This window comes from Serratia sp. CY33525 (genome assembly GCF_052169115.1).
Taxonomy (GTDB): Bacteria; Pseudomonadota; Gammaproteobacteria; order Enterobacterales; family Enterobacteriaceae; genus Serratia; species Serratia sarumanii.
The window spans coordinates 23260-42867 of the sequence record NZ_JBJNLK010000017.1 but is presented as its reverse complement, the minus strand read 5'-3'; the positions used below and the strand labels follow the sequence as shown (position 1 = coordinate 42867).

The 19608-nt window shown below is 59.3% G+C and carries 20 protein-coding genes; 15 read left to right on the top strand and 5 right to left on the bottom strand.

The features are described from left to right. The first annotated feature begins 57 nt into the window (after window positions 1-57). From folE2 to zigA, 3 genes are read left to right on the top strand one after another with little or no spacing between them, the layout of a single operon-like run. Complete coding sequence (gene folE2 / locus ACJ8IM_RS24360) at window positions 58-984, top strand: GTP cyclohydrolase FolE2 (protein ID WP_033653048.1); 927 nt, start codon at window positions 58-60, stop codon at window positions 982-984. Continuing rightward, window positions 974-1534: a carbonate dehydratase gene (locus ACJ8IM_RS24355; protein WP_033634689.1), complete on the top strand. Its 561-nt coding sequence runs from the start codon at window positions 974-976 to the stop codon at window positions 1532-1534. The genes folE2 and ACJ8IM_RS24355 overlap by 11 nt, the downstream gene beginning before the upstream one ends. A gap of 10 nt (window positions 1535-1544) precedes the next feature. Continuing rightward, a complete protein-coding gene (zigA, locus tag ACJ8IM_RS24350) occupies window positions 1545-2732 on the top strand; it encodes a zinc metallochaperone GTPase ZigA (protein ID WP_033648451.1) in 1188 nt (395 codons plus the stop codon). Window positions 2733-2779: 47 nt separating this feature from the next. Here zigA and ACJ8IM_RS24345 read toward each other — a convergent pair whose 3' ends face one another. Further along, window positions 2780-3013 carry a hypothetical protein gene (locus ACJ8IM_RS24345; RefSeq protein WP_154231882.1) on the bottom strand — a complete coding sequence of 78 codons (234 nt, stop codon included), beginning with the start codon at window positions 3011-3013 and terminating at the stop codon, window positions 2780-2782. Window positions 3014-3106: 93 nt separating this feature from the next. Here ACJ8IM_RS24345 and ACJ8IM_RS24340 point away from each other — a divergent pair, with 93 nt between their 5' ends. Continuing rightward, window positions 3107-4066 (top strand): SDR family NAD(P)-dependent oxidoreductase, encoded by a 960-nt coding sequence (locus tag ACJ8IM_RS24340; RefSeq protein WP_033653049.1) that lies wholly within the window; start codon window positions 3107-3109, stop codon window positions 4064-4066. Window positions 4067-4100: 34 nt separating this feature from the next. Next, a complete protein-coding gene (locus ACJ8IM_RS24335; protein WP_033653050.1) occupies window positions 4101-5228 on the top strand; it encodes an MFS transporter in 1128 nt (375 codons plus the stop codon). Between the two features lie 157 nt (window positions 5229-5385). Here ACJ8IM_RS24335 and pspF read toward each other — a convergent pair whose 3' ends face one another. Continuing rightward, entirely contained in the window at window positions 5386-6393 is a 1008-nt protein-coding gene (gene pspF / locus ACJ8IM_RS24330) for a phage shock protein operon transcriptional activator (RefSeq protein WP_033653051.1), read from the bottom strand. A 184-nt stretch (window positions 6394-6577) separates the two neighbouring features. On the opposite strand from pspF, the gene pspA reads away from it, so the two are divergent. From pspA to pspD, 4 genes are all read left to right on the top strand, one after another. Then, on the top strand, window positions 6578-7243 hold the full coding sequence (pspA, locus tag ACJ8IM_RS24325) for a phage shock protein PspA (RefSeq protein ID WP_033634686.1): 666 nt from the start codon (window positions 6578-6580) through the stop codon (window positions 7241-7243). Window positions 7244-7306: 63 nt separating this feature from the next. Further along, complete coding sequence (gene pspB / locus ACJ8IM_RS24320; protein WP_004930553.1) at window positions 7307-7534, top strand: envelope stress response membrane protein PspB; 228 nt, start codon at window positions 7307-7309, stop codon at window positions 7532-7534. Continuing rightward, entirely contained in the window at window positions 7534-7893 is a 360-nt protein-coding gene (gene pspC / locus ACJ8IM_RS24315; protein WP_033643233.1) for an envelope stress response membrane protein PspC, read from the top strand. The genes pspB and pspC overlap by 1 nt, the downstream gene beginning before the upstream one ends. Window positions 7894-7990: 97 nt before the next feature. Then, on the top strand, window positions 7991-8254 hold the full coding sequence (pspD, locus tag ACJ8IM_RS24310) for a phage shock protein PspD (protein WP_072008383.1): 264 nt from the start codon (window positions 7991-7993) through the stop codon (window positions 8252-8254). Between the two features lie 21 nt (window positions 8255-8275). Here the strand turns inward: pspD and ACJ8IM_RS24305 are convergent, their stop codons facing one another. Further along, a complete protein-coding gene (locus ACJ8IM_RS24305) occupies window positions 8276-10123 on the bottom strand; it encodes a hypothetical protein (RefSeq protein ID WP_033653053.1) in 1848 nt (615 codons plus the stop codon). A 305-nt stretch (window positions 10124-10428) separates the two neighbouring features. On the opposite strand from ACJ8IM_RS24305, the gene ACJ8IM_RS24300 reads away from it, so the two are divergent. From ACJ8IM_RS24300 to tyrR, 3 genes are all read left to right on the top strand, one after another. Continuing rightward, window positions 10429-11826 carry a YcjX family protein gene (locus ACJ8IM_RS24300; protein ID WP_033653054.1) on the top strand — a complete coding sequence of 466 codons (1398 nt, stop codon included), beginning with the start codon at window positions 10429-10431 and terminating at the stop codon, window positions 11824-11826. Next, the gene (locus ACJ8IM_RS24295) at window positions 11823-12884 is read left to right on the top strand and encodes a YcjF family protein (RefSeq protein WP_004930545.1); all 1062 of its coding nucleotides are present in this window, start codon (window positions 11823-11825) and stop codon (window positions 12882-12884) included. Before ACJ8IM_RS24300 ends, ACJ8IM_RS24295 begins: the two co-directional genes overlap by 4 nt. Before the next feature lie 312 nt (window positions 12885-13196). Continuing rightward, on the top strand, window positions 13197-14768 hold the full coding sequence (gene tyrR, locus ACJ8IM_RS24290) for a transcriptional regulator TyrR (protein ID WP_033648446.1): 1572 nt from the start codon (window positions 13197-13199) through the stop codon (window positions 14766-14768). A gap of 57 nt (window positions 14769-14825) precedes the next feature. Here the strand turns inward: tyrR and tpx are convergent, their stop codons facing one another. Next, window positions 14826-15329, bottom strand: coding sequence for a thiol peroxidase (gene tpx, locus ACJ8IM_RS24285; protein WP_004930536.1), 504 nt, complete (start codon window positions 15327-15329; stop codon window positions 14826-14828). Between the two features lie 225 nt (window positions 15330-15554). On the opposite strand from tpx, the gene ycjG reads away from it, so the two are divergent. Continuing rightward, window positions 15555-16529, top strand: coding sequence for an L-Ala-D/L-Glu epimerase (ycjG, locus tag ACJ8IM_RS24280; protein WP_033653055.1), 975 nt, complete (start codon window positions 15555-15557; stop codon window positions 16527-16529). Window positions 16530-16532: 3 nt separating this feature from the next. Here ycjG and mpaA read toward each other — a convergent pair whose 3' ends face one another. Next, on the bottom strand, window positions 16533-17240 hold the full coding sequence (gene mpaA / locus ACJ8IM_RS24275; protein WP_033648445.1) for a murein tripeptide amidase MpaA: 708 nt from the start codon (window positions 17238-17240) through the stop codon (window positions 16533-16535). 206 nt (window positions 17241-17446) lie between these two features. Between mpaA and ACJ8IM_RS24270 the strand changes: the two genes are divergently transcribed. Then, window positions 17447-17797, top strand: a complete 351-nt coding sequence (locus ACJ8IM_RS24270; RefSeq protein ID WP_015378006.1) for a hypothetical protein — start codon at window positions 17447-17449, stop codon at window positions 17795-17797. 158 nt (window positions 17798-17955) lie between these two features. Further along, the gene (locus tag ACJ8IM_RS24265) at window positions 17956-19590 is read left to right on the top strand and encodes a peptide ABC transporter substrate-binding protein (protein WP_033653056.1); all 1635 of its coding nucleotides are present in this window, start codon (window positions 17956-17958) and stop codon (window positions 19588-19590) included. Window positions 19591-19608 lie beyond the last annotated feature (18 nt).

Sequence of the window (19608 nt, the reverse complement as noted above, 5' to 3'; positions counted from 1 at the left end):
ACATAACAAAATCATGATACCGTTCCCCGGCAAAGTCACAATAACGCAAGGGGATGTATGAACGAAGTTGCACTTCCACCACGCCGTTCGCTGCCGGACGCTCAGGCATGGCGCGGCGAAATGAGTGATGTCGGGCTCGATTGGGTCGGGATGCAAGGGATCGCGCTGCCGCTGGAGCTGGCCGGCAAGCCACTGATGGCCAAGGTCGACGCCGGCATCAACCTGCGCGCCGAAGCGGCGGGCGAACGCGGCATTCACATGTCGCGGCTGTATCTGGCGCTGGACGAATTGACGCAGGGCGAGCTGACGCCGCAGCGCCTCGGCCGAACGCTGCAGGCCTTTCTGGATTCGCAGCCGGAACACAGCGATCGCGCCAGCCTGACGCTCAGCGGCGAGCTGCTGCTGTCGCGCCCGGCGTTGCTGTCGCCGCAGCGCGGCTGGAAGGCTTACCCGCTGCGCATCGAGGCCACCCTGACGGACAGGCTGACGCTGGCGCTGACCGTCGGCGTACCTTACTCCTCGACCTGCCCGAGTTCGGCGGCGCTCAGCCGTCAGTTGGCGCAGCAACAGTTTCAGTTTGATTTTGAACAGGCGGCGGAGCGGATCAGCCAACGGCAGGTGAGCGAGTGGCTGTTGGAGCAGGGAATGCCGGCCACCCCTCACAGCCAGCGCAGCTGGGCCTGGGTCACCGTGACGCCCGAGAATGAACGGGCGTTCGAACCGGTGAAATTGATCGATCGCATCGAACACGCGCTGGGCACGCCGGTACAAACGCTGGTGAAACGCCGCGACGAACAGGCCTTCGCGCTGGCCAACGGGCAGAACCTGATGTTTTGCGAGGACGCGGCGCGGCGTCTGTATCGCATGTTGCGCAGCCAGTGCGATTACCGCGCCTTCTCGCTGCGTGTCGAGCATCAGGAGAGCCTGCATGCCCACAATGCGGTGGCGGAGCTGAGCTGGCGGGGAGAAAATCATGCTGCGTAAAAATCCCAGCGGCCATCTGCCGCAGGTCTCGCCGCTGGCCTACATCGATCCCACCGCCATTATCTGCGGCCGGGTGATCGTCGAAGATTTCGTCTACGTCGGCCCGTATGCGGTGATCCGCGCCGACGAGTTGAACGCCGCTGGCGACATGGAACCGATCGTCATCGGCTCGCACTCCAATATTCAGGACGGCGTGGTGATCCACTCCAAGAGCGGGGCGGCGGTCATCATTGGCCGTTACAGCTCGATCGCCCACCGCGCCATTGTCCACGGCCCGTGTCGCATCGACGATCGGGTGTTTATCGGTTTCAACAGCGTGCTGTTCAACTGCCACATCCAGTCCGGCTGCGTGGTGCGTTACAACGCGGTGGTGGACGGCGTGACACTGCCGGAAAACCGCTATATCCCCTCGACCGAGCGCGTAGGGCCGGACAGCGACCTGTCGCGCTATCGCCAGGTCGATCGCGGCGCGCTGCAGTTTTCGGAAGAAGTGGCCGCCACCAACGTCGAACTGGTGCGCGGCTATCAGGCATTACGCAATGAATTTTAATGAGGCTCCCATGAAACAACTTCCCGTGACCGTGCTTTCCGGCTTTCTCGGCGCCGGCAAGACTACGGTGCTGAACCACATCCTGAACAACCGGCAGGGCATGCGTGTGGCGGTGATCGTCAACGACATGAGCGAAGTAAACATCGACGCCGCGCTGGTGGAAAATGCCGTGCATCTCGATCGCCAGGAAGAGAAGCTGGTGGAGATGAGCAACGGCTGCATTTGCTGCACGCTGCGCGAAGACCTGCTGGTATCGGTGCGTGAGCTGGCGCAGGACGGGCGTTTCGATTACCTGCTGATCGAATCGAGCGGCATCTCCGAGCCGCTGCCGGTGGCGGAAACCTTTACCTTCGAGGATGAACAAGGGGAAAGCCTGTCGCAGTTCGCCCGGCTGGATACTCTGGTGACGGTGGTCGACGGGGTGAATTTCATCCAGCAGTACCAACGGGCGCAAAGCCTGCAGGAGGCCGGCCAAAGCCTGGGCGAGGACGATCTGCGCAGCGTGGCGGATCTGTTGATTGAGCAAATTGAATTTTGCGACGTGATGCTGGTCAGCAAGACCGATCTGTTGACGCCAGCCCAGCAGGGCGAAGTGATGGCGCTGTTGGCCAGCCTGAACCCCGATGCCCGCATTGTGCCGATCGCGCCGGGTAAGCTGCCGCTGGAGGCGGTGCTGAATACCGGCAGCTTCAGCTTTGAAAAGGCGCAGCAGGCGCCCGGCTGGCTGAAAGAGCTGCGCGGCGAACACGTGCCGGAAACGGAAAACTACGGCATCAGCAGCTTCGTCTATCAGGCGCGGCGGCCGTTTGCGCCTGACAAGTTTTACCGCGTGATCAACGGCGACTGGGGCGGCGGCAAGCTGCTGCGCTCGAAAGGCTTTTTCTGGCTGGCGACGCGGCCGCGGCAGGCCGGGCAGTGGAGCCAGGCAGGGGGCATCGCCCACTACGGCCTCGCGGGCACCTTTTGGCGCGCCATCCCGCAAAAGAACTGGCCGCAGGATCCCGAAGCGCGGGCGCACATTCAGGAAAAATGGGTGGAGCCGTTCGGCGACATGCGCCAGGAGCTGGTGTTTATCGGCCAGCATCTGCAGCAGGCGACGATCGTGCGTTTGCTGGACGAATGCCTGCTGAGCGACGATGAAATGGCCGCCGGCGTGGACTACTGGCTGGACATGGCTGACCCGTTCCCTGAGTGGTAATTGCGCAATCTTCGTGTGGAAATGAGAAAAATTCTCAACAAAGTGCTTTACAGACGATACTGATAACTATTATCATCGCCTGGCAGTTCACGGAAGGCCACAGTTTGCGGCTCTGATGTGGAAGGCACGACATTGCTCACATTGCTTCCAGTGTTTTTTAAGCCAGCTCGGGTGCTGGCTTTTTTTTTGCCTGCCTCAGACCGGAAACCTCGCCTGGCAAACAGCATATCCGCACTCTGCTGTTCAACCTGGACGATCTCGACAGAAGTTCGGGCTTTCATACATTCACAGTCCCGCGACGGAATTTCATACTCCTCCTCATCGACGCGCCGGCTGCGTTTGGCCTGCCACTGTTAACCGCGAGGAGAAAGCCTGTGATTATCCAACAAACCCCCATCAACTCAGGATTCGGGCCCAAAACGACCGCCGGCGAGGTGCTAACGGGCCTGGATCTGTCAGGCACTCAGGCCATCGTCACCGGTGGTCATTCAGGTCTCGGTCTGGAGACGACGCTGGCGCTGGCCGACGCCGGCGCACGGGTCATCGTCGCTTGCCGGGCACCGGCGGCAGCCAAAGAGGTGTTAGGGCAGAGCGCCGGCGTCGAGATCGCCGAACTCGATCTCGCCGATTTAAACAGCGTGCGCCGATTCGCCGCAGACTTTACCGCATCGAGCCTACGGGCGGATATTGTCATCAACAACGCCGGAGTGATGGCATGCCCGGAGGCGCGGGTGGGGCGCGGTTGGGAAAGGCAGTTCGCCACCAACCATCTCGGCCACTATGCGCTGACCAATTTGCTGTGGCCGGCCATTGCCGATGGCGGGCGGGTGGTCAGCGTTTCCTCCGCCGGGCATCACCATTCGGCGATCCGCTGGGAAGATGTGCAGTTCGAACGCGGTTACGACAAGTGGCTGGCGTACGGTCAGTCGAAGACGGCGAATGCCCTGTTTGCCGTCCGGTTGGATCTTCTTGGCCGCTCGCGGGGGATCCGCGCATTTAGCCTGCATCCTGGCAGCATCGCCACGCCGCTGCAGCGGCACATATCGAGAGAAGAGATGATAGCCCTAGGCTGGATGGACGAAGACGGCAATCCGGCCGATCCCGACGCCCTTAAAACGCCTCAGCAGGGGGCCGCGACTCAGGTGTGGGCCGCCACCTCACCGCAGTTGCAGGGTTTGGGAGGACTTTACTGTGAGGATGGCGATATTGCCGGTATCGCCGCACACGACAGTCAGGCGCTGGTCGGCGTGAAGGAATACGCGATCGATCCGGAACAGGCGCAGCGTCTGTGGGCGCTTTCGGCGTCGCTGACCGGTGTCGATGCCTTCGCCTGAGCAGGCCGCTAATCGGATAAGAGGAGCGTCCATAATGTCGATGATGAAAGAAAAAAACCTGGCGATATCCAGCATGTTTTTCATGCTGGGGTTGTGTTTCGGCAGTTTGAGCTCAAGGATGGCGACGATCAAGGGAGGGCTCGCGTTGTCTGACGGCGTATTCGGCAGCGTACTGTTCGCCATGTCGGCCGGGGTGGTCTTGTCGCTGCCGATATCGGGATGGGCGATCGCCAAACTCGGCAGCAGGATGGTCGGCGTCGCGGCCATTCTGATCAACGCCATGCTTTTGCTTCTGGTGCCCTTTGCCGCGACGGTCCCTCAATTGGCGGCGTTGCTGTTTTTCTCCGGGTTCGCTTACAGCGCGGTCAATGTCTCTAACAACATGCAGGCCAGTATCGCCGAGGCGGTCAGCGGTAAAACGCGGCTGCCGTTCTTTCACGGTATATGGGGCGTGGCCGGGTTCGTCGGCGCAGGGATCGGGGCGCTAATGATCGGTCGGGATGTCGCCTTGCCGCTGCACTTTACTGGCATAGCGGCGGTGGCTCTGGTGTCCGCCTTGCTGTGTCGGCGGGCATTGTTCGACAAACCGGAGTTGGAACAGACCGGGCGCGCTTTCGCCATCCCGGACCGCTCGCTGTTCAACTATGGCCTGATCGTTTTCTGCTCGATGGCTTGTGAGGGCATCATGTATGACTGGAGCGTCGTTTATTTTCAGAATGTCGTCTCGGTCGATCGAAAATACATCGGCCTGGGTTTTACGGTATTTATGGCGGCCATGACGATCGGTCGGCTCATGTTGAACCGGTTCGTTGATCGGATCGGAGTGAGAAGAACGTTGCAGTGGGGCGGAATGCTGGCGTTCACCGGCATGACGCTAACGACCTGGTTGCCGGGGTTGGTGACATCGATAATCGGTTTTTTCCTGGTTGGGCTTGGCATTTGCGTCATTATTCCGCTGGTTGCGGGGGCGGCCGCAAGGTCTTCTTCCATGGCGCCAAGCGCCGCCATCGCGGCGGTGTTGACCATCGGCTTTCTGGGCACGCTGATCGGGCCGCCGTTAATCGGGTTCTTATCCGAAACTGTCGGTCTGCGCTATGCCTTTCTGGTCTGCGTCGCGTTGTCGCTCGGCGTCATTTATCGGGCAGGGAAAATACCGCAGTGATCTTGCAAGAAGGTGATTCATCGGCGGGAAAATCCCGCGCAGTGAAGTGACCGTCGGGAAAGGCCGACATCTCCAGGCGGCCGTCCTCAGGCCACATCTCCCAACCTGGGGCTAATAGCTGACGGCCGGGAAAGACCGGCACCCAATCCCTGCGTTACTAATCCTCGTCTTGCTCGCCGTTTTGCAGCAGCGCATGTTTTTTCAGCATGCCGCGCAGCTGATGATAGGTGAGCCCCAGCAGCTGAGCCGCCTTGCGCTGATTGAAACGCCCCTGCTGCAGCGCCGCTTCGATCAATACCTTCTCCTGCTCCAGCTGCCAGTTTTTCAAATCCAGCGGCAGCGCCGGTAACGCGCCGGCGCCTTCAGGGGCGGGCGCGACCGGCGCCGCCTCACGCGGCGCAAACGGATTGATGATGATTTCGTCAAGCGGGCTGTCGCTGTCGCCGTGGCGATAAACCGAGCGCTCGACCACGTTTTTCAGTTCACGCACGTTGCCCGGCCAGCCATACTCGAGCAACGTTCGCCTGGCATGCTCGGTAAAGCCGGGAAACAGCGGCAGCGCCAGCTCGCGGCACATTTGAATGGCGAAATGTTCGGCCAACAGCATGATATCGGGCCGCCGTTGGCGCAGCGGCGGCAGCTGCACCACGTCGAACGCCAGCCGATCCAGAAGATCGGCGCGGAATTTGCCCGCCGCCGCCAGCGCCGGCAGATCGTCGTTGGTGGCGCACACCAGGCGCACATCCACCCGCAGCGGCTGGCTGCCGCCCACGCGCTCCAACTGGCCGTATTCGATCACCCGCAGCAGCTTCTCCTGCACCAGCATCGGCGCGGTCGCCAGCTCATCGAGAAACAGCGTGCCGCCGTCGGCGCGCTCGAAGCGCCCCAGATGGCGCTTTTGGGCGCCGGTAAAGGCGCCGGCCTCGTGGCCGAACAGTTCGGAATCCAGCAGGTTTTCATTCAGCGCCGCGCAGTTGAGCGAGATGAACGGCCCTTGCCAGCGGTTGGAAAGGTAGTGCAGGCGGTGGGCGATCAGCTCCTTGCCGGTACCGCGCTCGCCGATCACCAGCACCGGTTTGTTCAGCTTTGCCACCTGGGAGACTTGCTCCAATACGTCGACAAAGGCGTTTGCCTCGCCCAACAAATTCTCTGGCTGCTCGTTCATGATGAAATTCGCCAATGTTTGGTGAAAATAATCACTCTACAGCAAGCACGCAGAGAGTCAAAAAATAATATCCATTATTTATCAATGATATAAAAGTTGGCACGGGTTTTGATTATATCTTCAGGCAAGCTGTACGACTTAACGCGGCGCTTCAGACGCCATCAGAACCAAGAGGAAGTGAATTATGGGTATTTTTTCTCGTTTTGCCGACATCGTGAACGCCAACATCAACACCCTGCTGGACAAGGCGGAAGATCCGCAGAAGCTGGTGCGGTTGATGATCCAAGAGATGGAAGACACGCTGGTTGAAGTTCGCTCTACGTCGGCGCGTGCGCTGGCGGAGAAAAAGCAGCTGCTGCGTCGCATCGAGCAGGGCGAAAGCCAGGTAGGTGACTGGCAGGAAAAAGCCGAACTGGCGCTGCGCAAAGATAAAGAAGATTTGGCCCGTGCGGCGCTGATCGAAAAACAAAAGGTGGCCGATCTGATCGCCACGCTGACGCAAGAAGTGGCGACCGTAGAAGAAACGCTGGCGCGCATGAAGAGCGAAATCGGCGAGCTGGAAAACAAGCTGACCGAAACCCGCGCGCGGCAGCAGGCGCTGGCGCTGCGTCATCAGGCCGCGTCTTCCTCCCGTGAAGTGCGCCGCCAGCTCGACAGCGGCAAGCTGGATGAAGCGATGGCGCGTTTCGAACAGTTCGAGCGCCGCATCGACCACATGGAAGCCGAGGCGGAAAGCATCAGCATCGGTAAAAAGAAGTCGCTGGACCAAGAGTTTGCCGAGCTGAAAGCCGACGACGCCATCAGTGAGCAGCTGGCGGCGCTGAAAGCCAAGATGAACCGCTCAGAGTAAGGCGAACCGCGGCCACACGTCGGAGGTGGCCGCCTATCCAGGACCCGATAAGAAGGAATAACAATGAGTGCTTTATTACTTGCCATTCCGCTGACAATTTTCGTGCTGTTTGTCGCGCCGATTTGGCTTTGGCTGCATTACAGCAATCGGCAACAGACCGGCATCCAGCTGAGTCAGCAAGAAATGCAGCGCCTGGCGCAGCTGGCGGAAGACGCCAAACGCATGCGTGAACGCATTCAGGCGCTGGAAGAGATCCTTGATGCGGAACACCCGAACTGGAGACAGTCCTGATGAGCATGACGCTGGGCAGTAAAAAGCTTTATCGCGTTCCCGAAGAAGGCATGGTGAAAGGCGTCTGCGCCGGGTTGGCCCACTATTTCGACGTGCCGGTGCGCCTGATCCGCGTGATGGTGGTGCTGTCGCTGTTCTTTGGGCTGTTTTTCTTCACGCTGGTGGCCTATATCGCGCTGGTGTTCGTGTTGGACGAAGCGCCGGCCAGCCGTTTCGAAGGCGAGCATCAGAAGACGCCGCGCCAGCTGCTCGATCAGCTGGAATATGAGTTGGGCAGCGGCGAGCAGCAGCTGCGTCAGGTCGAGCGCTACGTAACGTCCGATACCTTCGGCGTACAGAGCCGTTTCCGCAAGCTGTAACCCTTCTTGCGATGCCCGGCCTGTGCAGGCCGGGCATCTTCGCCGCCGTTATCCCGTTGAATGTACAATTAATCGTCTTGTGCCGGAGGGCATTGTCATGAATAAAATCGATGTTGCGAACACCGCCAGAACGGGTGGATTTAAACGAGGAGCGGCGGCAATGTTGAAGACATTGGCTAAAGTCATCATCATAGCGTTATTGAACTATGGCCCGGCGGGCGCCGCCGGCTGGCTGTTGAAGACCGTCGGCCGCAAACCGGTGCGCTTCGTGCTGGCGCTGGTGCTGGAACCGCTGTTCCGTAAAGGCCTGAACAAGGCATTCGGGCGTTACGTAGCCGGAGAGAAAATGCCGCCCAAGTAGGGCGGCATTGATATCGTTCATTCAATTGGCTGCGGTAACTTTGGTCCCCGGGGTTGCCAAATAGACCCAATCCGAACCGTTACTGATGATGGCTTGTGCCGATGGATTTGCCGCAGTATTGGTGCAAAAAATAGCGGTGCCTTTGCAAACGCTAGCAGCAGGAAGTTGAGCAAACGTCATGGATGATAAGCTCGTGCCGAAACGACTGATCCGGCTGGAAGGGCGCCACCCTGCTGTCGTTTTCACCCAGCTATAGATGGCACCCTCTTCGTCACCAGTCACAGCAGTATTGAACCATTCTGAACCAATAGGGCGCATTACGCCGCCAAGTTCTTTGGGGCCGTCGGCGATCCGTACTGCGGTATAGTTGGATTTTCCTGGCTGATATGAACTGCCATAGCTGGTGCTGATGGTCGTGTTGCCTTCAACGTCAACGTCAATGACCGAACCCGCGCCTGATCGCGAGACATAGTTAAAATCTCCCGAGCAACGCCCGCCGAGGAAACGCAGATTGCTGGAGTTGCTCTTTACGCTGCCATATTGGCAGTCGACCAAATCGATACGTGGGTTGGCCCCATCTTCTGTAAGTGCAACATTGCCGGAAAAGTGGGTATCCGAAATGGTACTTGGATAAGCAGGGTATCGCCAGGTCAAACTGGCTAATCGGCAATTGCTGATCATGGCTTTAACACTGGATGAAAAGTCCATATCCTGAAGCCAGCAGCCATTCATGAACACATTGAATTGCTTACCTGATGCCGCATGAGTAATATTTCCTCCTCGGTTAATATTGGTAGCATATAAAACACCGTATCCTGAACTATAAACCAGGTGCTTTACTTCCGATGCCTGAATTTCATTGAGATAAACCTCACCGGAATTATTCATGTATAATAGGCAACTTGCATTGGGGTTGTTGCCGATCAGTTTTTGAAGCGGGCCGGTGCGATGCTCCATATGTAGATTTTTAAACCAAAGCCCTATTCCGCCATTAACATAGATTGTCGGACTTATCAAATTGGCCTCCCATTGGCAGTCTTCGAACCGCAGCATGTTGCAGTGGTCATTTTGCATTGTCGATGTTAAGTGAACGGGGGCGAGAAGCATTTTGTTAAAGTCAGTGATGTCATGGTAGTTATCATAATCTCCCACTGTTCTACCGCAGCCTTGAACCTCAATGAATTTAAAATAACTATCCTGAACTTTATCCAGGTAAAGGCCAGCGCCCCGACAGTAAAGAATGCTTACATTCTGGGTGTGCACATAGCCTGCATATTTTATACTCAATCCACTAATTCTCTTGTTATTTCCTCTTAGTTGGAAATTTCTGAAACTGACACCGCTATAGGTCATTTCCCCCTGAGCGGCGGCGATGGTTATAATCCCTGTTGTATCAGTCTGTTCTGGTAAGTCCTGGCCGCTATAGATGAGTACGGCTCGGCCGTTGTAACTGCTTTCACCGTACAGAGCAATCCCACTGTTGGCTGGAAAGACAATCGGTGTTTTAATATTCCAATAGCCGCTTGGAATCTTGACGGAGCGTTCACCTCTTATTAATGCAATATTTTGAATAAGAGGGCCATTGTCAGCAAGCGTAGGATCACACCCCCCATCGTATAAAGAAAGCTGGGTTAAATCGTTACGATACCAGGCTGCTGTAGATTGATTGACTTTAAGTGTTGAATAACCACCATCGTCAATAACTTTTTCAGCGTTTATGTGCCCTGTGAATACACCCCCACCTTGGCCTTTTCCTTGGTAATACTCGGTTAAGACGATGCGTTGGCCATCATATTCCGGTTGGGTGTTTTTTAATGCCGTCATTGAATTTATAACAATCATGCCTTGTTCGAAATTAATTGTGCTCATCGGGTTCTCCGGTTAATATTTGTATTGAATAAACTCTTTGATGAGGGATTTTCATCGTTGGTTTGAATGGGAGGATTCCCATGGGGATAATTCTATCTCGTCTTTTATAGGGGGGTAATATTAGGGTGTTTGGCTATCACCCACACAAGGCGTTGTTGGTTAAGTTGAAAGGGGACGGCAATTTTTATCTGTGGAAAATCTCACTCTGCTTGTGGCTATAATAGTGAGCATAGGCCATGTGGTTAGCGAAGTAATAGCGTGTAACTTCATGTTTTAATGAATAAAAGGATGTGACTCTAGGCAAAATGAAACGACTGCAAAATGAGTTAACCTCGCTGGTCAACCGCGGAATGGATCGCCATCTGCGCCTGGCGGTGACCGGCCTGAGCCGCAGCGGCAAAACCGCCTTTATCACCGCCTTCGTCAACCAACTGCTGCATGTGCACAGCGGCGCGCGCATGCCGCTGTTTTCACCGGCGCGCGAAGAGCGCCTGCTGGGCGTCAAACGCATCCCGCAGCGCGATCTCGGCATCCAGCGTTTCACCTATGACGAAGGGCTGGCGCAGCTGTACGGCACGCCGCCGGCCTGGCCGACGCCGACGCGCGGCGTCAGCGAAATCCGTCTGGCGCTGCGCTATCGCTCCAACGACTCGCTGCTGCGCCACTTCAAAGACACCTCCACGCTGTACCTGGAGATCGTCGATTATCCCGGTGAATGGCTGCTGGATCTGCCGATGCTCGAGCAGGATTACCTGGCCTGGTCGCGCCAGATGGCCGGGCTGCTGCAGGGCGAACGCGCCGAATGGGCCAAACCCTGGCTTGAGTTGTGCAAGGCCTGCGATCCGCTGGCCCCGGCCGACGAAAACCGCCTGGCGGCGATCGCCCAGGCCTACACCGATTATCTGCTGCGCTGCAAAAGCGAAGGGCTGCACTTCATTCAGCCGGGGCGTTTCGTGCTGCCGGGCGACATGGCCGGCGCGCCGGCGCTGCAGTTTTTCCCGTGGCCCGACGTGGCCGCGATCGGCGAATCTAAGCTGGCGCAGGCCGACAAACACACCAACATCGGCATGTTGCGCGCTCGCTTCAACTACTATTGCCAGTCGATCGTCAAAAACTTCTACAAAGAACATTTCGTCCGTTTCGATCGGCAAATCGTGCTGGTCGACTGTCTACAGCCGCTCAACAGCGGCCCGCAGGCGTTCAACGACATGCGTCTGGCGCTGACCCAACTGATGCAGAGCTTCCATTACGGCAAGCGCACGCTGTTTCGCCGCTTGTTCTCGCCGACCATCGACAAACTGATGTTTGCCGCCACCAAGGCGGACCATATCACCGCCGATCAGCACGCCAATCTGGTGTCGTTGCTGCAACAGCTGGTGCAGGAGGCGTGGCAGAATGCGGCGTTCGAGGGCATCAGCATGGATTGCGTCGGCCTGGCCTCGGTGCAGGCGACCGAGAGCGGCATCGTCGATCATCAGGGGCAACGCATTCCGGCGCTGAAGGGCAACCGCCTCGGTGACGGCGCGCCGCTGACGGTGTTCCCCGGCGAAGTGCCCGCGCGCCTGCCGGGGCCGGCGTTCTGGCAGAGCCAGGGGTTCCACTTCGATGAATTTCGTCCACGCGCCATGAGCGTGGACAGTCCGTTGCCGCACATCCGTCTGGATGCGGTGATGGAGTTTTTATTGGGAGACAAATTGCGATGAGCGAACCGATCAAACCGCGTATCGATTTTGACGAGCCGCTGCAGCCGCCGCAGGAGCCGGCGTTGCGCGCCGGCGTCGCGTTCGATGCCGAACAGGCGGAAAGCTTTTTCCCGGCTGCGCCGGAGCTGCAGCAGGAAGAGGAAGAAGGGCGCGCCGAAGGCATCATTAACGCCGCGCTGAAACCGAAACGCAGCCTGTGGCGCAAAATGGTCACCGCCGGCCTGGCGCTGTTCGGCGTCAGCGTGGTGGCGCAGGGCGTGCAGTGGGTGCATACCGCCTGGGTGCAGCAGGACTGGATCGCCATGGGCGGCGGCGTGGCCGGCGGCCTGATCGTGTTCGCCGGCGTCGGTTCGGTGGTCACCGAGTGGCGGCGTTTGTATCGGCTGCGCCAGCGCGCGGAAGAGCGCGATGTGGCGCGCGAGCTGTTGCACAGTCACGGGCTGGGCCAGGGGCGCGAATTCTGCGAGAAGCTGGCGCGTCAGGCCGGGCTGGATCAGGGGCATCCGGCGCTGCAGCGCTGGCAGGCCTCGCTGCATGAAACGCAAAACGATCGTGAAGTGGTGGAGCTGTACGCCAAACTGGTGCAGCCGGTGCTCGACAACCAGGCGCGGCGCGAAATCAGCCGCTCCGCCGCCGAATCGACGCTGATGATCGCCGTCAGCCCGTTGGCGCTGGTGGATATGGCGTTTATCGCCTGGCGCAACATCCGTTTGATCAACCGCATCGCCGCGCTGTACGGCATCGAGCTGGGCTACTTCAGCCGCATTCGTCTGTTCCGGCTGGTGCTGTTGAACATCGCCTTCGCCGGCGCTTCCGAGCTGGTGCGCGAAGTGGGCATGGACTGGATGTCGCAGGATCTGGCAGCGCGGCTGTCGGCGCGCGCGGCGCAGGGCATCGGCGCCGGCTTGCTGACCGCGCGGCTGGGCATCAAGGCGATGGAACTGTGCCGCCCGCTGCCGTGGCTGGAAGGGGAAAAGCCGAAGCTTGGCGATTTCCGCAGCCAGCTGATCGGCCAGTTGAAAGACACGCTGAAAAAGAGCGACGGCAAGGCCAAATAATCCCGCACGGCGCTCTGAGGAGCGCCGCTTTCTCAACGGCGCCGACGCCGGACGTAATCGAGACTTGACGACAGTCGATCCCCCTGCGAGTGCGTGATAAATCTCTGCAAAATTAATTCTGGTTGTGATAACTCTCTGTTTGTAGTCTAAAATGACGCCGATGCTGTTATTAGCTTGCGTTTAAAATCAGCAACCACGGCAATAAATCAGAGTTCTGTCAACTTTTGCTGACAGATCGCTTCTACCGCCCGGTGCGAGGGAGTATCATCATCGTCAACGATCCCCGCACCTGCAGAGATAAGGCCAACACTGATGCGTTTGGAAGTATTTTGCGAAGACCGCCTCGGTCTCACTCGAGAATTACTCGATCTTTTGGTATCGCGCAGCATTGACTTACGTGGCATCGAGATCGATCCCATCGGCCGCATTTACCTCAATTTCTCCCAGCTGGAGTTCGATACTTTCCGCGCGCTGATGGCGGAGATCCGCCGCATCGCCGGCGTGACCGACGTGCGCACCGTCAGCTTTATGCCTTCCGAACGCGAGCACCGCGCGCTGCGCGCGCTGCTGGAATCGATGCCGGAACCGGTGTTCTCGATCGACATGAAGGGCAAGGTCGAGCTGGCCAACCCGGCGGCGCAGGCGCTGTTCAGCCTGAACGAAGACAAGATCCGCAACCAGACCGCCGGGGCGCTGATCGGCGGCTATAACTTCAGCCGCTGGCTGGAGAGCGAGCATACGGCGCCGCACTCCGAGCGGGTGGTGATCCGCAGCCAGGACTTCCTGATGGACATCACGCCCATCTATCTGGAAGACGAACAGCAGCAGCCGGCCGCGGTCGGCGCGGTGGTGATGCTGAAGTCCACCGCGCGCATGGGCCGCCAGCTGCAAAATCTGTCGGTGAACGACGATACCGAATTCGACCACATCGTTGCGGTAAGCGCCAAGATGCGTCACGTGCTGGAGCAGGCGCGCAAGCTGGCGATGCTCGATGCGCCGCTGCTGATCGTCGGCGATACAGGTACCGGCAAAGATATTCTGGCCCGCGCCTGCCATTTGCGCAGCCCGCGCGGCAAACAGCCGTTCCTGGCGCTGAACTGCGCTGCACTGCCGGATGACGTGGTGGAGAGCGAGCTGTTCGGCCATGCGCCGGGCGCTTATCCCAACGCGCTGGAAGGCAAGAAGGGCTTCTTCGAGCAGGCCAACGGCGGCTCGGTGCTGCTGGATGAGATCGGCGAAATGTCGCCGCGCATGCAGACTAAATTGCTGCGTTTCCTCAACGACGGCACCTTCCGCCGGGTCGGCGAAGAGCATGAGGTGCACGTCGACGTACGCGTGATCTGCGCCACCCAGAAAAACCTCACCGAGCTGGTGCAGCGCGGAGAATTCCGCGAAGATCTCTATTATCGCCTCAACGTGCTGACCATCACCATCCCGCCGCTGCGCGAACGTCCGCAGGACATCATGCCGCTGACCGAGCTGTTCGTGGCGCGCTTCGCCGATGAGCAGGGCGTGGCGCGGCCCAAACTGGCGAGCGATTTGGGCGGCTTCCTCAGCAAGTACGGCTGGCCGGGCAACGTGCGCCAGCTGAAAAACGCTATCTACCGCGCGCTGACGCAAACCGAAGGCTACGAACTGCGGCCGCAGGATATCGTGTTGCCGGAGTTCGAGGTGGAGATGTCGCTGGGCGACGAGGTGCTGGACGGCTCGCTGGACGACATCAGCAAGCGTTTCGAGCGCTCGGTGCTGACGCGTCTGTATCGCACCTATCCCAGCACCCGCAAGCTGGCGAAGCGCCTGGGCGTTTCCCACACCGCCATCGCCAACAAGCTGCGCGAGTATGGCCTGAGCAGCCGCAAAGGCGGCGCCGAGGGCGAAGAATAAGAAAGGCGCCTTGCGGCGCCTTTAATGGGTATCCAAAGCCGGCGTTCGCCGGCTTTATTATTTCAGCGCAGCCAGCGCCGCGTCGTAGTCCGGCTCGGTGGTGATTTCGTTCACCAGCTCGCTGTACAGCACGTTGTCCTGGCCATCCAGCACCACGACTGCACGCGCGGTCAGGCCCGCCAACGGGCCTTCGGCGATTTCGACGCCGTACGCCTGCTTGAACTCGGCGCCGCGCAGGGTGGACAGGGTGACCACGTTGCTCAGGCCTTCCGCGCCGCAGAAGCGAGACTGCGCGAACGGCAGATCGGCGGAGATGCACAGCACCACGGTGTTATCCAGGCCGCTGGCCAGCTGGTTGAATTTACGCACCGACGTCGCGCAGACGCCGGTATCGATGCTTGGGAAGATGTTCAGGACTTTGCGTTTACCCGCGAAGCTGCTCAGCGCTACGTCTGACAGGTCTTTGGCAACCAGTGAGAAGGCCTTGGCCTGTTCGCCCTGCTGTGGCAGTTTGCCCGCTACGCTGACCGGATTGCCTTGAAAATGTACTGTCTGAGTCATTGCTAGATTCCTTTTACAGGTGTTTATACAAAGGGTATGAACCTGATGAAACGGCGCACCGGCAACGGCATTTAACATCAGGTTCACACCCTGGCGCCAGTTTATGACAACCGGGGCGGATTGGATATCAAAGTTTGCTAAATAGTTGTATATATTAGGCTGTTCTATAAAACATCACCGGCGCATCAGCCTGGCTGAATGCGCAGTTTTCGCTCAGGAGCCGTTATGAGAGACATGCGTTTTTACCCGGAAGCCTGGCCACTGCATACCGCCTTCGTGATTGCGCGCGGCAGCCGCACCGAAGCCCGGGTGGTGGTGGTCGAAATCGAACAGCAGGGCGTGCGCGGCACCGGTGAATGCACGCCGTACCCGCGTTACGGCGAGAGCGAGGAATCGGTGATGGCGCAGCTGGCAGAGATGGCGCCGGCGATCGCACAAGGCATAACCCGCGAGCAGCTGCTGGCGCAGATGCCGGCGGGCGCCGCCCGCAACGCGCTGGATTCGGCACTGTGGGATCTGGAGTGCCGCCTGCACGGGCAGAGCCTGTGGCAGCGCAGCGGCGTGGCGGCTCCGGCGCATATCCGTATGGCGCAGACCGTCAGCATCGGCACGCCGGAAGCGATGGCCTTCGCCGCGCGCGAACTGGAGCGGCAGGGTGCCACGCTGCTGAAGATCAAACTCGACGATCACTATATCAGCGAACGACTGGTGGCGATCCGCGCTGCGGTGCCGCAGGCGACGCTGATCGTCGACGCCAATGAGTCCTGGCAGGCGGAAGGGCTGGCGGCGCGCTGCCAGCTGCTGGCCGATCTCGGCGTGGCGATGCTGGAGCAGCCGCTGCCGGCCGGTGACGACGCCGCGCTGGAGCACTTTATTCATCCGCTGCCGATCTGCGCCGATGAAAGCTGCCACACCCGCGCCGATCTGCCGCAGCTGGGGCAGCGCTATCAGATGATCAATATCAAACTGGACAAAACCGGCGGCTTGACCGAGGCGTTGGCGCTGGCGCAGGCCGCGCGCGAACAAGGGTTCGACATCATGCTCGGCTGCATGTTGTGCACGTCGCGGGCGATATCCGCCGCCTTGCCGCTGGCGCCGGCGGCGCGCTTCGTCGATCTGGACGGCCCGACCTGGCTGGCGCGTGACGTCGAGCCAGGCCTGGCGTTCGAATGCGGGGCGATCGTCGATATCGCCCCGTAAGGATTAATTCGGGTAGGTCAGCAACTCGGTCATTGCGTCGATGTAGCGCTCGCTGGCGGCATCGGCGGAGATCGGCGGGAATTCGGCGGTGATGCACGGCAGCGACAGATCCGCGCACCAGCTGCCGAACGAACCGGGCGTTTCATAACCGACGCTGGTCACCAGCGGCAGTTCGAACTTGTGCGCCAGCCAAACGCCGAGCCGCGAGCTAGCGGGATCTTCGATGCAGGCCAGCGGCTCATGGAACGATACCACCCAATGCGGCTTCAGGCGATGGATCAGGTGACACAGCGCCTGGGTTTCCGGTTCGGAACCGGGGCGCCCGCCGGTGGAGAGCTTGACGTCGCGCACCGGCGCCGCGCTGTTCCAGCGGTAGACGGTGTCGCCGGAACGCCAGTTGGCGGCCGGGAAGTTGCGGTTCAGATCGACGCCGTTGGCATTGGCGCGCAGCCCCAGTTGGCAGCCGTCGGGGTTGACCGCCAGCACCACGTGGTGCCGCAGCCGCTCGGGGGCGATGCTGCGCAGTGCGCAGGACAGGGTCACGATGGCGGCGCTCTCATCGCCGTGGGTGCCGGCGATGATCAGCCCGGTCTGCGGGCCGCTGCTCGCCGCCGGGAAATAGAGCAGCGGCGCGCCCAGCAGCGAGCTGCCGTAGTTCTCTCCTGCGATGGCCAACTGGCCACGTTCACTGCGTGGTCGATGTTCGGTCATGGTGTTGTCCCTGGATTAAAGGTCGAGAGTCATTGTCATTTTATTCAGTGTATTACGCTTTGAGACATCTTTCCCATCGCAATTGTGCGGCGTTTGCACGATCTGTGACGCGGCGGCGGCGAAAACGCCAATTAAACCGCACCTGGCCTGACGCTGTTGTTATACTAACGGCAGTGCTAAGCCAATCACCCGCAAGAGGATTTAACATGCCAGTAGCCAGAATCATCGCCAGCTATAGCGAAAATGAAAATGACACCATCACGCTGCTGTGCGGCGTGGACGCTGAAAACCAGATCCGCCAGGGGGAGTGGTTCGGCGTGGTGAAAAACGACGACGGGCGCGGGGATGAATCGAACTATCCGTTCACCCTGCATATCGACTATCAGAAAGATGCCTTCTACCTCGATTACGGCTACGACGACGCCGACGCGCGCCAGCTGCAAAAAACCGATATCTCGGCCCGTCCGCTGGCCGAGAAAGGCTTTTTCACCGTGTTCGATGAAGAAGAGGGCGAAGAGTTCAGCTACCGCATCAACAGCATCCACCTGTACGACTGACGGTCGCCGCTGCAAACACCGCCCGTGCCGCCCCGCGCCGCACGGGTTTTTTATCGCCTGAATCGCACTTTTTGCAACTTCTCGGCCGTGAGCGCTAGGCCGGACGGATCTTGTGCTATATGATAAAAAATTCAGATGGTTAACGGGGGAACATCATAATGACGGGAAGAAAAATGCAACGAGGTTTTCGTTTGGCGCTTTGCGCGGCGGCGATCGGCGCCTGTATGAGCAGCGCCATGGCGGCGCAGGTTCCCCCGGGTACCGCGCTGGCGGCCAAACAGGAAATCGTGCGCCACATTAAAGACGAACCGGCCTCGCTCGATCCGATCAAAGCGGTTGGCCTGCCGGAGGCCCAGCTGGCGCGCGATCTGTTCGAAGGGCTGGTCAATCAGGACGCCAACGGGAAAGTGATCCCCGGCGTCGCCACGCGCTGGCAGACCAGCGACAACCAGACTTACATTTTCCATCTGCGTAAAGACGCGCGGTGGTCAAACGGTGACCCTGTCACGGCGAAGGATTTCGTCTACAGCTGGCAGCGGCTGGTAGAGCCGAAAAACCTGTCGCCGTTCGCCTGGTTCGCGCAGCTGGCGGGGATCCAGAACGCCGAGCAGATCATCAGCGGCAAATTGCCGGCCGATCGCTTGGGCGTGTCGGCGCCGGACGACTACACGCTTAAAGTGCAGCTGGACAAACCGGTGCCGTACTTCGTCAGCCTGACGGCCAACTTCAGCCTGTTCCCGGTGAATAAGGCGGTGGTGGAAAAATACGGCAACGACTGGACCAAGGTCGGCAATCTGGTGGGCAACGGCGCGTTCAAACTGCAGGAGCGGGTGGTGAACGAGAAGCTGGTACTGACGCCTAACGATCATTACTGGGATCATGCGCATACCGTGCTGACCAAAGTGACCTTCGTACCCATCAACCAGGAATCCAACGCCACCAAGCGTTACCTGGCAGGTGACATCGATATCACCGAATCCTTCCCGAAAAACATGTATCAGAAGCTGCTGAAAGACATTCCGGGGCAGGTGTACACACCGGATCAGCTCGGCACCTATTACTACGCGTTCAACACCCAGCGCGCACCGACCAACGACGTGCGGGTGCGCCAGGCCTTGTCCTATGCCATCGATCGCAAGATTATCGCCGAAAAAGTGCTGGGCACCGGCGAAAAACCGGCCTATCACTTCACGCCGGACGTGACGGCCGGGTTTAAACCGGAAGTGAGCTTGCTGCAACAGCAATCACAGGCGGAGTTGGACGCGCAGGCCAAGGCGTTGCTGCAGGCGGCCGGTTACGGCCCGAACAACCCGCTGAAGCTGACGCTGCTGTATAACACCTCGGAAAGCCACCAGAAGATCGCCATCGCCGTGGCCTCGATGTGGAAGAAGAAGCTGGGGATTGACGTCAAGCTGCAGAACCAGGAATGGAAAACCTACATCGACAGCCGCAACACCGGCAATTTCGACGTGATCCGCGCCTCCTGGGTAGGTGACTATAACGAAGCGTCGACCTTCCTGTCGCTGCTGACCTCGACCCACAGCGGCAACATCGCCAAGTTCAAGAACGCGGACTATGACAAGCTGCTGGCGCAGGCGGGGCGGGAAACCAATCCGGCGGCGGTGACCGCCGATTACAACAAGATGGAGCAGATCATTGCCGATCAGGCGCCGATCGCGCCGATTTACCAGTACACCAACGGCCGCCTGATCAAGCCGTGGGTAAAAGGCTACCCGATCACCAATCCGGAAGACGTGGCCTACAGCCAGACGATGTATATCATCAAACACTGAGTCGATTTATTTATCGCC